This window comes from Amycolatopsis suaedae (assembly GCF_004214935.1).
GTDB lineage: Bacteria > Actinomycetota > Actinomycetes > Mycobacteriales > Pseudonocardiaceae > Amycolatopsis > Amycolatopsis suaedae.
In genome coordinates, this window is record NZ_SFCC01000009.1 from 172,520 (window position 1) to 187,523 (window position 15,004).

Here is a 15,004-nt window from a genome sequence, read left to right on the forward strand (position 1 = left end):
CTGTGACACCCGGCCGGGGCATGCTCGGTGACGCGGGGAACCGGCACGCCGGTTTGATCGTTCCCGTTGCGTGACCATGTTCGTGGACGAGGACCGGGACCATCGCGAGCTGTCACGGCACCTTCTCGTGTACAAGTTCGCGGTCGAGGAACTGATGACGAAGCTGCGGATCCTCGGCGAGGAGTTCGACTTCGTCCACGAACATGACCCGATCGAGCACGTCACCAGCCGTATCAAGCGGCCGGACGCGATCGCCCGCAAACTGCACCGCAAGGGCCACGAGGTGTCGGTCGAGACGATGACCGAGCACCTCGACGACGTGGCCGGTATCCGCGTGGTCTGCCCGTTCGTGTCCGACGTCTACCAGGTCGCGGACATGCTGACCAAGCAGAACGACGTGGAACTGCTGCACAGCAAGGACTACATCGCCAGCCCCAAGCCCAACGGCTACCGCAGCCTGCACCTGATCGTGCGCATCCCGGTGTTCCTGTCCGACCGGGTGGAGCACGTCAAGGTCGAGGTGCAGCTGCGGACCATCGCGATGGACTTCTGGGCGACGCTGGAGCACAAGCTGTTCTACAAGTACGACACCGACGTCCCGGCCGACTTCGCGGGCGAGCTGGCCGCGACGGCCACCATCGCGGCCCAGCTCGACGCCCGCATGCAGGTGCTGCACCAGCGCCTGCGGTAGGCCACACTTTCACCGCGCCGTCCGGAACAGGTGAGTTTCCGCCCGGCGGGCCCTGACCGGTGCTATCGTTCCCCGCGTGACAGATACGCCTAGTCTGTCACAGTCAGGGGGTGTGGGGATGTCGTCGCCGCGGTGGTCGTTGCCGGGATTCACCGAGCTGGCCGACCTCGGGTCGGGTTCGTTCGGCAGGGTCGTGCTCGCACGGCACGACGCCTCCGGCACGGAGGTGGCCGTCAAGTACCTGTTCACCCAGCACCTGGGCGACGCCGAGCACGTCGCCCGGTTCCGCGAGGAGGCCCGCCAGGCCGCCAGGGTGATCAGCCCGCACGTCGCGCGCCTGCACGAGTTCGTCGAGACCCCCGAGGGCGCCGCGATCGTGATGGAGGCGGTGCCGGGGGTGTCGCTGAAGGCGGTGCTGGCCCAGGGGCCGCTGGACCCGGAGGCCGCGCTGGCCGTGCTCAAGGGGTCGCTGCTGGGGCTCGCCGCGGCACACGTCGCCGGCGTGGTGCACCGCGACTACAAACCGGACAACGTGCTGGTCGGCGCGGACCGGGAGAGCAAGCTCGTCGACTTCGGACTCGCCGTGCTGGCAGGCGACACCGGCGTGCCCGCGGGGACACCGGCGTACATGGCCCCCGAGCAGTGGGCGTACTCGACCGCCACCCCGTCCACCGACGTCTACGCGGCGACCTGCGTGTTCTTCGAGGCGGTCACCGGGCAACGGCCGTACGTCGCGGACGACTCCACCGTGCTGCGCAACCTGCACGAGTACGCGCCGATCCCGTTCGGGCAGGCCCCCGAGCAACTGCGTGAGCTGGTCCGGCGCGGCATGGCGAAGGAGCCCGCGCAGCGTCCGCGCGACGCCGCCCAGTTCGTGTCCGAAGTAGAGCATTCGGCTCGCGCGGCCTACGGCGAGGACTGGGAGGAACGCGGCCGTTCCCGGCTCGCCGCCCGGGCCGCGGCGATCATGGCGCTGTCACCGGTCGCGTTGCTGGCCGGTGCCGCGCAGCTCGCGCCGGCCACCGGAGGTGCGGTCGCGGGCAGTGGCACCGTCGCGCAGGTCGGCGCGGGTGCGGGCAAGGCCGTGCTGGGCGGCACCGTCGGCAAGGCCGTCATCGGGGTGACCACGCTGGCCGTGCTCGCCGGTGCGGGCGCCGTCATCGTGATCGCCAACCAGGACGACCCGCCGCCACCGGCGCCCGTCGCCGCGCCCGCGGAGCAGCCCGGGCCCCGGTTCACCATCGAGACGTCGAATCGAGATGTTCAGGGCATCCAGCTGCGGGTGCAGCACGGCCAGGTGACCGGATTGCCCGATCCCGCCGTGGCGGACAAGGTGAACCAGTCGCTGCGGAAGCCGGACGAGATGTTCGGCGGCTACCTGGTGGGCAACTACGGTTCCGCCATCCCGCCGGACGCCACCGGCACGGCGCAGTTCCGGATGCAGGGCCCGCGCATGGTGTCGTCACGGCACGACTTCACCGTGGCAGGCGAGCAGTTCCTCTTCCCGATGGCGGTGACCGTCGATCTGGCGAACGGCGAGATCCTGACGGTGAAAGACTTCCTTTCCGACGTCTCCGCCACCGGTGCGCGGCGGGTGTGGGAGCGGGTGTCCCCGCGCATCGCCGACTGCCCGAGCGCCGAGCCGTTCACCGAGGACAGCTTCCGCGGCGTGGGGTCCGCGCCACCGGCGGTGCAGCCGATCGCGGCGCCCGACGGGCTCAACCTGATGCTGAACCTCGGCCAGTGCGGCATCCGCGAGGTGGTCCTGCCCTACGGCGAGACCGGCGACCTGGTCACGCCGGAGTTCGCCGCGAAGCTACCGCCCGGCACGGTGCCCGCGCCCGCGTCGCGGCCACAGTCGTCGAGCGCGCCGAAGGCGGGAGTAGTCGAGCGCACCCGGGAGGGCGCGGCACTGGTGATGGAACGCTATTTCCGCGCCGTCGCGGCGAAGGACCTCGACGTCGTGTGCGCCATCAGCGCGCCGGCCTGGACCCGGCAGGGTGGCGAGCCGACCTGCCGCCAGACCTACACCGCGTTGTTCGACCACCTCACGCCGCAGGAGATGACCAAGGCGAAGAACGTGAAGGTCGACCCGGCCAAGCTGCGTCCGCAGGGGGAGAACCGGATGTACGTCCCGAAGGGCGCCCTGCCCGACATCTTCGGCACCGACGATCTCACCATGCAGTGGCAGGACAACACCTGGCTGTTCATCGACGACTGACCGGCTCCGGCGTCAGTAGGCGCGGCCGAACAGGACGCGCCTGCCGTAGGCCGACGGCTCACCGCAGCGCACGCAGCCGCCGGATTCGCCGGGCGCCTCGACCGGAACGCACCGCGGCGTGGCCGAGGTCGCCGCCTTGATCTCCGCCTCGCAGTCCGGCCTGCCACAGTGCGGCGTGCTCGCCCAGCCGGTGGCGACCGCCTCGGTGAACTCCTGCCAGGAGTCCACAGTGGACGTCCGTGACTCCCGGAAGTCCACCGCACGCCGCAGCAGGAACCGCTGGAACCGCTCCAGTTCCGTGACCACCACCTCCGGGACGGCGTCCAGGGCGACCGGGGTCTTGCCCTCGTCGCCGAGCCGTCTGGCCAGCAGGGCGGTTCCGGCCGCGAGGTCGCGCGGCCCGATCTCCAGCCGCAGCGGGACGCCGCGCAGCTCCCACTCGTTGAACTTGAACCCGGGCGTCTGCGGCCGATCGTCCACATGTGTCCGGACGCCGGCGGCCTTCAGCCGGGCGGCCAGCTCGCGTACGGCCGTCAGCACCGGCTCGGCCTGGCCGGCACGCGCGATCGGGACGATCACCACCTGGTAGGGCGCCAGTTTCGGCGGCAGGACGAGGCCCTTGTCGTCGCCGTGGGTCATGATGACGCCGCCGATCATGCGGGTGGACATTCCCCACGACGTGGTGTGGCACAGTTCCAGCTCGCCGGCGTCGGTCGAGTACCGGATGTCGAAGGCCCTGGCGAAGTTCGTGCCCATGTAGTGCGACGTGCCGGCCTGCAGTGCCTTGCCGTCGCCCATCATGCCCTCGATGGAGAAGGTCCGTACCGCACCGGCGAACCGTTCGCCGGGTGTCTTCTCGCCGGGCACCACCGGGATCGCGGCGATGTCGCGGGCGACCTCGGTGTAGACGTCGAGCATCTGCCTGGTCTCGCGCATCGCGTCGGCCTCGTCGGCGTGTGCGGTGTGCCCTTCCTGCCACAGGAACTCCGTGGTGCGCAGGAACATGCGCGGCCGCAGCTCCCAGCGCACGACGTTGGCCCACTGGTTGAGCAGCAGCGGCAGATCCCGGTAGGAGGAGACCCACCTGGCCATCATCTCGCCGATGACCGTCTCGGACGTCGGCCGGACGACCAGCGGCTCGTCCAGCTCCTTTCCACCCGCATGGGTGACGACGGCGAGTTCCGGGGAGAAGCCGTCGATGTGCTCGGCTTCGCGTTTGACGTAGGAATCCGGGATGAACAGGGGAAAGTAGGCGTTCTCGTGCCCGGTCTCCTTGATGCGGTGATCGAGCTCGGCTTGGAGCAGCTCCCAGATCCGGTACCCGTACGGTCGGATGACCATGGTCCCCTTCGCCGGTCCGCGCTCGACCAGCTGGGCCTTGGTGACCAACTCGTTGTACCAGGAGGAGAAATCCTCGCTTCGCGGGGTGACCCCGCGCTCGTCACGTGCCATGCCGGGAGGGTAAGGGCCTGACGTGCCGGAGTCATTCGCTTTAACCAACTCAGATGTTCACATCATCCGGATGATGAGAGTATTCTACCGTGGACGGAAGGAGCGGACATGGCTCGGCTGACACGGGCGCAGCAACAACAGCGAACCCGGGCGTTCGTGCTGGCGGCGGCGAGGGAGGAGTTCGCCGAGTACGGGTACGGCCCGGCGAAGGTGGACCGGATCGCCGAGCGGGCCGAACTGACCCGGGGTGCGGTGTACTCGAACTTCCCCAGCAAGCGCGCGCTGTACCTGGCGGTGCTGACCGACCTGGTGGAGCACGCCGACGTTCGCGGGCCGGTGCTGGCGCCGGTGACGGTGGCCGACGCGCTGGGCACGTTCGCCAGGGTCTGGCTCGAACGGCTTCCGCTGGCAGGCGAGAGCGAGCCCGGAGGGCGGCTGCGGCTGCGGTCGCTGGCCGGTGTTCTCGACGGCGACCACGGACGCGCGGTGCTGGCGCAGGTCATGCGGCTGGAGGCGCTGCTGCTCGGGGTCGCGCTGGAGTCCTGCGATGTGCGGGCGCCGCGGCGGGTGCGGCTGGCAGAGCTGGCGCTGACCCTGCTCGGCGGCTCGGCCCAGCTCGCCGAGACGGCGCCGGGGTTCGGTGATCCGTTCGACGTCGTCCGCGCGTGCGAGCACCTGGCCGGTGCCGACCTCGGCGACAACTGGGCACCGGCGTACCTGCCCCACGTCTCCCCGGCACGGCCGTCGGCCGCGGCATGGCAGCCGCCGCAGGGACTGACCGACGAGATCCTCCGGGAACCGGTCGACCTCGGTGCCGACGGGCTGGTCACCGTGCTGGGAGCGGGCCGGCTCGCCGCCGCCGAGGAGGCGATCCGCTCCGCCCTGCCCGGCGAACAGGTCACGATCGCCCTCGTCACCGGCGATCCGGCCGAGACCGGGCGTCTCGTGCGGATGCGGATCCTCGACCTCGCCACCTGCCTGGCGGCGGTGTTCTCCGCCGACGTCTGGCAGCGGATCCACCTCGTGCTCGACGACGACGGCTGGACGGCATCGGCACTCGGCCTGGCCGAGGTGGACGACGAGACCGAGGTCGCGGTGCGGGTCCGCGACGGGGTGATCGCCGCCAGGGCCCGGGGGCGGGGCGCGGCGTACGCGGTGTCGCTGCCGGTGAAGCCGGCGCGCCGGAAGACGAAGCGATGACCCCGCCCGGCCTGCTGGTGCTGCACGCCCTGCGCTGCGCCGGTACGTCGAGCCGCGGCCGGGTGGCCGCCGCCACCGGGTTCGGAGAGTCCGAAGTGGAGTCGGAGCTGATCGACCTCGCCGTCGCCGGTCTCGTCACGCACGAGCCGGGCGAGTTCGGCGGCTGGAGCATGACCGAGGCCGGCCGCGCCGAGGACGCCAGGCGGATCACCGGGGAACTGGAGTCGGCCGGTGCCCATGCCGCCGTCACCGCGGCGTTCGAGGATTTCCTCGTACTCAACCCGGAACTGCTCGACCTGTGCACGGCATGGCAGGTGCGTACCGTCGACGGCGTCGTGACCGTCAACGACCACACCGACTCTGCCTACGACACCCGCGTCCTCGGCCGGTTCGCCGACCTCGACCGGCGTGCCGCCGCTGTCCGGACGGCGTTGTCGGCGGCGCTGCCCCGGTTCGAGCGCTACCGGATCCGGCTCACCGCGGCGCTGGAGCACGCCGCGGCAGGCAGGCTGGAGTACGTGGCCGACGACATCGCGTCGTACCACACCGTGTGGGCCGAGCTGCACGAAGATCTGCTGGCCACACTCGGGATCCCCCGGTGAAATGGATCCGCTCGCTGTCCGCCGACGCCGGGGAGACGGCGGAGACCGTCGGCGGTAAGGCACACGGCCTGCTGGCACTGCACCGGATTGGCTTGCGCGTGCCGGCCGGGTTCGTCGTCACCACCCGGGCCTGCCGGGCGTTCCTGCGGGACGGCCGGTTGCCGGACGGGCTCGGCGAGGAACTCGCCGCCGCGGTGGCGGACCTCGGCGCCGGGGCGGTGTCGGTCCGCTCGGGAGCGAGCGTGTCGATGCCCGGCATGATGGAGACCGTCCTCGACGTCGTGGGCGACCCGGCGCCCGCGGTGGAGGCCGTGTTCGCGTCGTGGAACACGCCGCGGGCGCGGACCTACCGCGAACTGCACGGCATCCCGCACGACCTGGGAACCGCCGCCGTCGTCCAGGCGATGGTGTACGGCGACCGTGACGAGCACAGCGGAACCGGCGTCGCGTTCAGCCGGAATCCCAACACGGGTGAGAAAGCGCCGTTCGGTGATGTCCTTTTCGGACACCGTGGCGAGGACGTCGTGTCCGGCCGGCTGCCGACCCTGCCGCTGGCCGAACTCGCCGGCCGGGAGCCCGCGGTGTGGGCCGACCTGCTGGGCGCGCTGGACCGCGTCGAGCGGCACTACGGCGACGCCTGCTACGTCGAGTTCACCTTCGAGTCCGGCACGCTGTGGATGTTGCAGGTCCGGCCCGGCCGGTTCACCGGCGGCGCCGGTGTGGTCGTCGCGGCGGACCTCGCCGACGCGGGGATGATCAGCCGCGCCGAGGCGCTGCTCAGGATCACGCCGGGACATCTCGTCCGGACGCCGCGGATCGTGGCGGCCGAGGTCCTCGCCCGCGGGCTGGGCGCCTGCCCCGGGGTCGCCACCGGCAGGGTCGCGTCCACAGTAGAGTCCGCGGTGCGGATGGCTTCGGATGGTCCGGTCATCCTGGTCCGTCCGGAGACGTCGCCACACGACCTGCGTGGGCTGGCCGCCGCGGCCGGAATCGTCACGGCCCGGGGCGGCCCGGCCAGTCATGCCGCGGTCGTCGCCCGGTCGATGGGTAAACCCGCGGTGGTGGGCGTCGGCGGCCTCACCGTCGGCGAGGGCACCCTGGTCACCATCGACGGGACCGGGGGAGAGGTCGTCCTCGGCAGGCCGCGCGTGGTCACCACCGCGGCGGACGGTCACCTGCGCAGGCTGCTGGACTGGGCCGACGACGTGTCGGGCGACCGATCCGAGCGCGACGAGACGGTTCGTCTCGCGGCGGCCCACGCCGTCCTGCGGCGGGACCGGTAGTCAGGGGCGGACGCCGGGACCGAAGCCCGTCCACCGCAGTTCGGGCGGCAGGTGTCCCATGTCGTTGTACAGCAGGACGGTGGGCGCGAGGCCGTCGCGGTACTGGATGACCGTCAGCGCGGTGTTGCCGCAGCTCAGCCCGAGCCAGCGCGCGGGCGGGGCGTCGAGTGCGTGCCGGACCAGCCAGGCCACCTGGTAGGCGTGGGTGACCAGTACCTCGTGGGTTTCCTCGCCGGTGGGACAGGCGAACCGCGCGGTCAGCGCGTCCGCGAGCGCCGCGCCGGAGGCGGCTTCGGCGGCGGAGAACCCGTCGAAGAACCCCGCCCATGCCGCGGGCATCTCGTCCGGTACGTGCGGCACGTGGTCGATCAGCTCGGCGGCCTCCCACACCGGGACGTCCGGCAGCGATGTTCCGAGTATCCGGGCGGATCGTGCCGCCTGGGGGAGCGGCGAGTGCCAGACCGCGTCCACGGGCAGGCCGGCCAGCCGCCGGCCGAGCAGTTCCGTCTGCCGCTGCCCGGCCTCGGTCAGTTCACCGAAGGGATCCGCCGCACCGTGCCGGGCGACGTACAGGGTTCGAGTACTCATGGTATCCAGATGATATCAACATCTGAAGTGTGTGGGTGTCCGATCCGTTCAAGAACCGCGCGGCACCGCCGGGTCATCCTGGGCACATGAGCATTGACCTTTCACGTGCCGCGGCGTTCCTCGCCGGTCATGGCCGGCTGCTCGACCGCCGCCGCTTCGAACTCGCCACCGGGCAGACGGACCCGGACGCCGTCCTCGCCGCGGTGGACGCCTACCGCAACGACGACGGTGGCTACGGCTGGGGACTCGAACCCGACCTGCGCGCGCCGGAGAGCCAGCCGGGAGGCGCGTTGCACGCCTTCGAGGTGTTCGAGGACATCGCGCCGGTGACCACGCCGCGTGCGGCAGAGCTGTGTGACTGGCTCGGCTCGGTGACGTTGCCGGACGGCGGCTTGCCGTTCGCGCTGCCGGTGGCCGACGCCACCGCGTGCGCCCCGTTCTGGGCCGGCGCGGACCCGGCGGTGTCGACCCTGCAGAGCACGGCGTTCACCGCGGGCGCCGCACTGCGGGTCGCCGCGCACGATCCGGCCGTCGCCGCGCACCCCTGGCTGGCGCGTGCCGCCCGGTACTGCTTCGACGCCATCGGTGCCCTGGACACGGCGCCGCACGCGATCGCGCTGTCGTTCGCCGTCCGCTTCCTGGATGCCGCGTACGAGCGTTACCCGGAGGCCAGGGAACTCCTGCCCCGCATCGGGAAGTTCGTGCCGGACACCGGGCTGGTGCCGGTCGAGGGCGGCAGCGAGGGCGAGACGATGCGGGCACTCAATTTCGCCTCGGTACCCGGCAGCCCGGCGAGCACCCTGCTGCGCCCGGGTGTCATCGAGGCCGAACTCGACGACGTGGCAGCGCAACAGCGCGAGGACGGCGGCTGGACCGTCGACTTCGCCAGCTACTCACCGGCCGCCGCGCTGGACTGGCGGGGTTACGCCACCGTGGGCGCCGTCCTGCTCCTCAAGCGTGCCGGGCGGCTGCCGTCGCTCCGGTGAACTCGATGCCGTAGGCCCCACGGCATCCGACGCCAGGGCCCCGGCAGCAAAGTCCGGGTGCGGGTGATCGTGCGCGAGCGTGGAACTCGCGTGCCGGAACGGAGAACTCGCGTGCACGAGCGTGGAGTTCGTACCGTGAGACGCGCCTTCCGCCTCGCGGATACCGCGAGTCCCACCTTCGTGCACGCGAGTCCCACGCTGCCGCACACGAACTTCACCGTCACGCACACCGCCCGACTACGCCGTGAAGGCAAAGCCGGTGCGGGCGCCTTGTCTCGTTCGTGGTGGCCGGTGGGGCTGCTGAGCCTGTTGTGCTCGCTGTGATCACCGAGGTCGCTACGCCCGAGCCTGAAACGCATGAAGGCCACCTTCATCCCGTCAGACGACACAAACTCGGCCTTCACACCAACCCACACACACCAGGCACCACAACAGCACCAGCGCAACCAACGGCACCATCCTTGCGAGACTGGCAACCAAAGGGCCCCTCGCGACAGCGCCGCAGCCGCGCGGGCACCGGACTCGGCCGGGCCTGACGTAATGAGGTGTCATTCACGAGCTGTGCCGGGCGGGGGCACCCTGCCGGGACCCGGTCGGGAGACCGGCGGCTCAGCCGAGGCGGGCCGTCACGCCGTCCAGCACGCAGTCCAGGCCGACGGCGAACTCCTCGTCCCGGTCGGCTCCGCGGTCCCGGTTCCGCCGTGCGGCGTAGAGCTGCCGCTGCCGCGGATAGTCGCGAACGGCCCGTTCGGCCGCCGGCCACAGCCGGTCGGTCCATTCCTGCTCGTTCTGCCCGCTGCGGGCCAGCGTGGTGAGCCACGCCGCCTCGCTGGTCGACACCCCGACAACGTAGGCGACCACCGCGTGCAACGCCCGGTCGGCCGCCTCCAGGCCGAAGCCGCCGGCCTCGAACGTGGCGAGGACGGCCTCGGTCAGCCGCAGCATGTTCGGGCCGAGGTAGGCGACGCCCGCCTCGCCGAGCACCGAGCCCATCCACGGGTGACGCAGCAGTGCCGAGCGCAGGCTGTGCGCGTAACCGGTGACCGCGGACCGCCAGTACTCGTCCGGCTCCGGCGGTTCGACCTCGCCGTAGACCTCGTCCACGACCAGCTCGATCAGCTCGTCCTTGCTGGCCACGTGGGTGTACATCGACGTGGCGCCCGCCCCCAGCCGGGTGCCGAGCTTGCGCATGCTCAACGCATCGACGCCCTCACCGTCCAGCAGCTCCAGTGCCGCGGCGACGATCTGCTCCCGGCTCAGCCCCGGCCTGCGTTCGGGACGCATCCACACGGTCATCCGAACAGTGTACGGCATTGCGCACACTGTTCGGTGAACGTACAGTGTGCGGTTAACCGAACAGTGTGCGGAAAGGTGAAATATGTTCGACACGAACCGCTGGCAGGCCCGGCTCGACGAGCTGCGCGCCCGTCACCACGTGCCAGGCGCGGCGCTGGCCGTGCTGGCCGACGGGGCCGTCCACGAGCTGGCCACCGGCGTCCTGCACCGGGGGACCGGTGTGCCGGCCACGCCCGACTCGGTGTTCCTGGCCGGGTCACTGGCCAAGCCCTACACGGCCACGCTGGTCATGCAGCTCGCCGACGCCGGCGAGCTGGATCTCGACGCGCCCGTGGTGAGCGTCCTGCCGGAGTTCGACACGCCGGATCCGGACGCCACCGCGGCGATCACCGTGCGGCAGCTGCTGTCCCACACCGGCGGGGTGACCAACGACTTCCTCTACGACGGCGGCCGGGGCGACGACTGCCTGGCCCGCTACGTCGAGGCCGCCAGGCGGGTACCGCTGGACTGTCCACCCGGGACCGCGTTCTCCTACGGCAGCCTCGGCTACGCCGTGCTGGGCAGGCTCGTCGAGGTGCTGACCGGGCAGACCTGGGACCAGGCGCTGCGGGACCGGGTGTTCACCCCGCTCGGGCTGGAGCACTCGATGACCCTGCCGGAGGAGGCCCTGCGGTTCCGCGCGGCCATGGGCCATCTCGGCCCGGCCGGGCGGGATCCCGAACCGGCACCCGCCTGGGACGTCATGCCGCGCGCCGCCGGCCCGTACGGCCGTGTCATCGTCTCGGCGGGCGACGTCGCCCGCTTCGCGCGCATGCACCTGGACGGCGGACTCGCCGCGGACGGCACCCGGATCCTGTCCGCCGGAGCCGTCGCCGCCATGCGGCGCCGCGAGGCGGACAGCCCGGACAGGTGGACCATGTCGGCCGACGGCTGGGGTCTGGGCTGGACACTGCACGACTGGTCCGGAGTGCCCGGCTTCGGTCACGACGGCAGCGCGGTCTCCCAGCACTCCTACCTGCGGGTCGTCCCGGACGCCGGAGTGGCCGTCGTCCTGCTCACCAACGGCGGCGACGTCGCCCGGTTCTACGCCGACCTGTTCGGCGAACTGCTGGCTGAGCTGACCGGGGCACGCATGCCCGCGCCGTTCGCCCCGCCGGCGAATCCGCCCGAAGTGGACATCGCGCCGCTGCTGGGCACCTACCGGCGCGCGGGCGTCGTCACCACCGTCAGCCGCGACGCACGCGGGCCGCGGATCCGCTACGAGTTCGTCGACGAGCTCGACGGCCTGGCTCCGCCGATGGAGGCCGAGTTGCTGCCGGTGTCGCCGACGGTCTTCGCCGCACCCTTCGACCTCGGTGGCCGGCCCTACAGCCCGGTGGTGTTCCACACTCCGGCCGGCGGCACGCCGTGCGTGTACGTCTTCATGCGTGCCACACCCAAAGTGACCGACGGCGACCCGGCCTCACCCGGTGTCGCGCGGCATACTCCCGCGCTCCCTCAAGTGGAGCAGTGTGGATGACGTCGTGCCCCCGCCGTTCACCTTCACGGTTAATTGCCGTTAATTCGCACCGAACCATACGCTCGACCGGAAATGTTCTTCTCGCTCGGGGTTTGGAGAGTCACTGTGCGAAAACAGATGGCAGCCATCGCTGCGGCCGTTGTCTCCTCTGTCATTCTGGTGGCTCCACCGGCCTCCGCGGACGAACCGCCACTCGACTGCTCGGCAAGCCACTATTCGGTTCTCTTCGGTGAGGGCATTTCCGTGCACTGTTACGGGCCCTCCTATCCGCCCTACACCTACCGCGCCATCGCGCACTGCGTATGGGGCAACGCTTTCTGGTCCGTCGCGGGCAACTGGGCCCGGATGGGTTTCCGGTCGTCGTCGGCCGAATGTTCCGGCGGGCTGCTGTCCCCGGCCCTCGTCGCGGGGTACGACGTCGACGTCATCTGACCTCAGGCCAGACCGGCCAGCACTCCGATGGCCAGCGCCGTCCGGTGTGGAATGTGTTCCGCCAGAACATGTTCGTGCCGGGCGTGCGCTCCGTCGCCGACGGCGCCCATGCCGTCGAGTACCGGACGGCCCAGTGCGGAGACGAAGTTTCCGTCGCTGGCACCGCCGACGGCCGCGCCCTCCAGCGTCCAGCCGAGGCCTTCGGCTACCGCCTGCGCCCGCTTGAACAACACCTCCGAGGGCGGGTTCGCGGTCATCGGCGGACGGTTCCACTCGCCGGTGACCTCGACCGTCACCCGGGTGTCCGACGGCCGCAGCCCGGCCAGCACCTCATCAATACGGTCCATTTCGGACGGTTCGGAGACCCGCACGTCGATTCCGCAGCTCGCCTTGCCCGCCGCGACGTTGCGGCCGGTGCCACCGTGGATCGTGCCCACGTTCACGGTGGTGCCGAGCGCGGGTGAACCCGCCGCGGTGACCTGGGTGACGATCTCGGCCAGCGCGTGGATGGCGCTGGCTCCCGCGTAGGGATCCAGGCCGGCGTGTGCCTCGACGCCGGTGACGGTCACGTCGAACAGGCCCACGCCCTTGCGGGTCGTCTTGAGCTTGCCGTCCACCGACGCCTCGAAGACCAGCGTGGCCAGCGTTCCCTCGCTGGCCGCCTCGATGATCGGCCGCGAGAACGGGCTGCCGATCTCCTCGTCACCGTTGAACAGGAACTTCACCGACGGGTGCGGCAGCCCCAGCTCACGCAGGCCGCGCAGCACCCACACGGACTGCACCAGCCCGAGCTTCATGTCGAACGCGCCGGGCCCGCTGATCCTGCCGTCGTCCACCGTGTACGGCCAGCCGGCGAGCGTGCCGGTCGGCCACACGGTGTCGTAGTGGCAGAGCATCAGGGCCGTGCCGTCGCTCGTGCCCGGGTAGGTCAGCTCCAGCACGTCGCCGCGGGTGGCGTCGCGGTGACGGACCTCGTGCCCGGGTTCGCCGAGCCGGCCGACTGCCCAGGCCCGGATGGCGTCGAGCCCGGTGTCCAGCATGGCCTTGTCGTAGCTGTGGGTTTCCAGCTCGACGATCGTCCGGAGGTCGTCGAGCATCGCGGGCAGCGCCTGCTGGGACCAGTCGTCGGTGCGGGGCAAGGGAAATCCTTTCTACGGGACGGGAGCGCCGGGGCCGAGCGGGATGCCGAACCCCCAGAACACGAAGAACAGCAGCGTCCAGACGACGAGCAGGGTCAGTGACAGCGGGATGGTCATCGACGCGAGCGTGCCGATGCCGGCCGAGCGGCGGTAACGCTGCAGGAAGCCGAGTGCCATCACGAAGTACGGGCTCATCGGCGTGATGGCGTTCGTGCAGGAGTCGGCGATGCGGTAGAGCGCCTGCGTGGTCTCCGGCGGGATGTCCAGCAGCATCAGCATCGGCACGAACACCGGGCCGACCAGCGCCCACTGCGCCGAACCGCTGGTCACGATCAGGTTGATCACGGTGACCACGAGCAGGATGCCGAGGAAGACGACCGGGCCGGAGATACCGGCGGTCTTGAGCAGGTCGGCGCCGCGGATGGCGACGATCTCCCCGATTCCCGTCCACTTGAAGTAGGCCAGGAACTGGGAGATGGCGAAGAACAGCACGAGGATCGGCGCCATCTCACGGAATCCGTGTGCCATGAAACCGGGAACGTCCCTGGCGCCGCCGATGGTGCCGGCGGCCTTGCCGTACGCCCAGCCCGCGGCCAGGAAGCCGAGTGCGAGGAAGATGGCGATGGAGGTGAGCAGCGGCGACTGGACGATGCTGCCGCCCTCGCCACGCAGCGGCGAGCCGGGCGGGAGGACCGCGGCCACCAGCGCGACCACGAACACCACCAGCGCGATGAGCGCGGCCCGCAGGCCCCGCCGTTCCTCCGGCTTGAGCTTCAGCTCGCCGAGGTCGTCCTCGTCGGCGTCGTCGTCGACGGGCAGCGACTCCGCCCGCCGGGCCAGCACCTTCTCGGTCACCAGCGTGATCACGGCGGCCAGGACGACCGACGACGCGAGCGAGAAGAAGTAGTTGGCCACCGGGGTGACGACGTAGGCCGGGTCGATGGTGTGCGCGGCCGCCGTGGTCAGCCCGGAGAGGATGGCGTCGGTCGGGGTGATCAGCGGGCTGGCGTCGTAACCGGCCGAAATGGACACGAACGCCACCACGATGCCGAGGATCGGGCTGCGGCCCACCGCGCGGAAGGCCAGCGCGCCCAACGGGATCAGCACCACGTAGGCGGCGTCGGAGGCGACGTGCGACACCATGCCGGTGAACGCGAGCGCGAACGTCACCCAGCGCGGCGACACGCGCGACACTCCCGCCCGCAGTACCGCGGCGAGCAGCCCGGACCGTTCGGCGACGGCCACGCCCAGCATGACCACCAGGATCGTGCCCAGCGGCGGGAACGACGTGTAGTTCTTGACGACGTCGCCCACCATCATCTGCACGCCCTCGACGGACAGCAGGTTCTTGGCTTCGACGGTCTTGCCCGTCGCCGGGTTCACCGCCGAGACGCCGCCGGCGGCCAGTCCCCAGCTGGCCAGTGCGAGCACCCCGCTCAGGATGACGAACAGCCAGAACGGATGGGGCAGCTTGTTGCCGAGGCGTTCGACGCCGTCGAGGGAACGCAGCAGCACATTCAGCAGCCGGGGTGCCGGCTTGGCCTCGCTGGTGCTCATCGGCCTGACTCCTTCCCTGAGCGCGGGCGCCCCATTAG

Annotated in this window: 13 protein-coding genes; 8 read left to right on the plus strand and 5 right to left on the minus strand. The window is 71.0% G+C overall.

The annotated features are described in order from the left end of the window. Window positions 1-76: 76 nt before the first annotated feature. Window positions 77-691: a GTP pyrophosphokinase gene (locus tag EWH70_RS18975; protein ID WP_130476959.1), complete on the plus strand. Its 615-nt coding sequence runs from the start codon at window positions 77-79 to the stop codon at window positions 689-691. 118 nt (window positions 692-809) lie between these two features. Continuing rightward, window positions 810-2,912 carry a serine/threonine-protein kinase gene (locus tag EWH70_RS18980; RefSeq protein ID WP_130476785.1) on the plus strand — a complete coding sequence of 701 codons (2,103 nt, stop codon included), beginning with the start codon at window positions 810-812 and terminating at the stop codon, window positions 2,910-2,912. Between the two features lie 12 nt (window positions 2,913-2,924). Here EWH70_RS18980 and proS read toward each other — a convergent pair whose 3' ends face one another. Continuing rightward, on the minus strand, window positions 2,925-4,364 hold the full coding sequence (gene proS / locus EWH70_RS18985) for a proline--tRNA ligase (RefSeq protein ID WP_130476786.1): 1,440 nt from the start codon (window positions 4,362-4,364) through the stop codon (window positions 2,925-2,927). Between the two features lie 108 nt (window positions 4,365-4,472). On the opposite strand from proS, the gene EWH70_RS18990 reads away from it, so the two are divergent. The 3 genes from EWH70_RS18990 to EWH70_RS19000 are packed head-to-tail and all read left to right on the plus strand — an operon-like array spanning window position 4,473 to window position 7,449. Further along, window positions 4,473-5,564 (plus strand): TetR/AcrR family transcriptional regulator, encoded by a 1,092-nt coding sequence (locus tag EWH70_RS18990; protein ID WP_130476787.1) that lies wholly within the window; start codon window positions 4,473-4,475, stop codon window positions 5,562-5,564. Beyond that, window positions 5,561-6,166, plus strand: coding sequence for a transcriptional regulator (locus EWH70_RS18995; protein ID WP_130476788.1), 606 nt, complete (start codon window positions 5,561-5,563; stop codon window positions 6,164-6,166). Before EWH70_RS18990 ends, EWH70_RS18995 begins: the two co-directional genes overlap by 4 nt. Beyond that, entirely contained in the window at window positions 6,163-7,449 is a 1,287-nt protein-coding gene (locus EWH70_RS19000) for a PEP/pyruvate-binding domain-containing protein (RefSeq protein ID WP_130476789.1), read from the plus strand. The genes EWH70_RS18995 and EWH70_RS19000 overlap by 4 nt, the downstream gene beginning before the upstream one ends. Here the strand turns inward: EWH70_RS19000 and EWH70_RS19005 are convergent, their stop codons facing one another. After that, window positions 7,450-8,037, minus strand: coding sequence for a histidine phosphatase family protein (locus EWH70_RS19005; RefSeq protein WP_130476790.1), 588 nt, complete (start codon window positions 8,035-8,037; stop codon window positions 7,450-7,452). An 86-nt stretch (window positions 8,038-8,123) separates the two neighbouring features. Between EWH70_RS19005 and EWH70_RS19010 the strand changes: the two genes are divergently transcribed. After that, window positions 8,124-9,023 (plus strand): hypothetical protein, encoded by a 900-nt coding sequence (locus EWH70_RS19010; RefSeq protein WP_130476791.1) that lies wholly within the window; start codon window positions 8,124-8,126, stop codon window positions 9,021-9,023. Window positions 9,024-9,632: 609 nt separating this feature from the next. On the opposite strand, the gene EWH70_RS19015 is transcribed toward EWH70_RS19010, so the two are convergent. Then, complete coding sequence (locus EWH70_RS19015; protein ID WP_130476792.1) at window positions 9,633-10,319, minus strand: TetR/AcrR family transcriptional regulator; 687 nt, start codon at window positions 10,317-10,319, stop codon at window positions 9,633-9,635. 82 nt (window positions 10,320-10,401) lie between these two features. Between EWH70_RS19015 and EWH70_RS19020 the strand changes: the two genes are divergently transcribed. Together EWH70_RS19020 and EWH70_RS36230 are read left to right on the plus strand one after the other, a co-directional pair. Then, on the plus strand, window positions 10,402-11,838 hold the full coding sequence (locus EWH70_RS19020) for a serine hydrolase domain-containing protein (RefSeq protein WP_130476793.1): 1,437 nt from the start codon (window positions 10,402-10,404) through the stop codon (window positions 11,836-11,838). A 243-nt stretch (window positions 11,839-12,081) separates the two neighbouring features. Next, window positions 12,082-12,270 carry a hypothetical protein gene (locus EWH70_RS36230; RefSeq protein ID WP_240687064.1) on the plus strand — a complete coding sequence of 63 codons (189 nt, stop codon included), beginning with the start codon at window positions 12,082-12,084 and terminating at the stop codon, window positions 12,268-12,270. Between the two features lie 2 nt (window positions 12,271-12,272). On the opposite strand, the gene EWH70_RS19030 is transcribed toward EWH70_RS36230, so the two are convergent. Beyond that, window positions 12,273-13,367: a M20 family metallopeptidase gene (locus tag EWH70_RS19030; RefSeq protein ID WP_130476960.1), complete on the minus strand. Its 1,095-nt coding sequence runs from the start codon at window positions 13,365-13,367 to the stop codon at window positions 12,273-12,275. Window positions 13,368-13,421: 54 nt separating this feature from the next. Continuing rightward, entirely contained in the window at window positions 13,422-14,966 is a 1,545-nt protein-coding gene (locus tag EWH70_RS19035) for an AbgT family transporter (RefSeq protein ID WP_130476794.1), read from the minus strand. Window positions 14,967-15,004 lie beyond the last annotated feature (38 nt).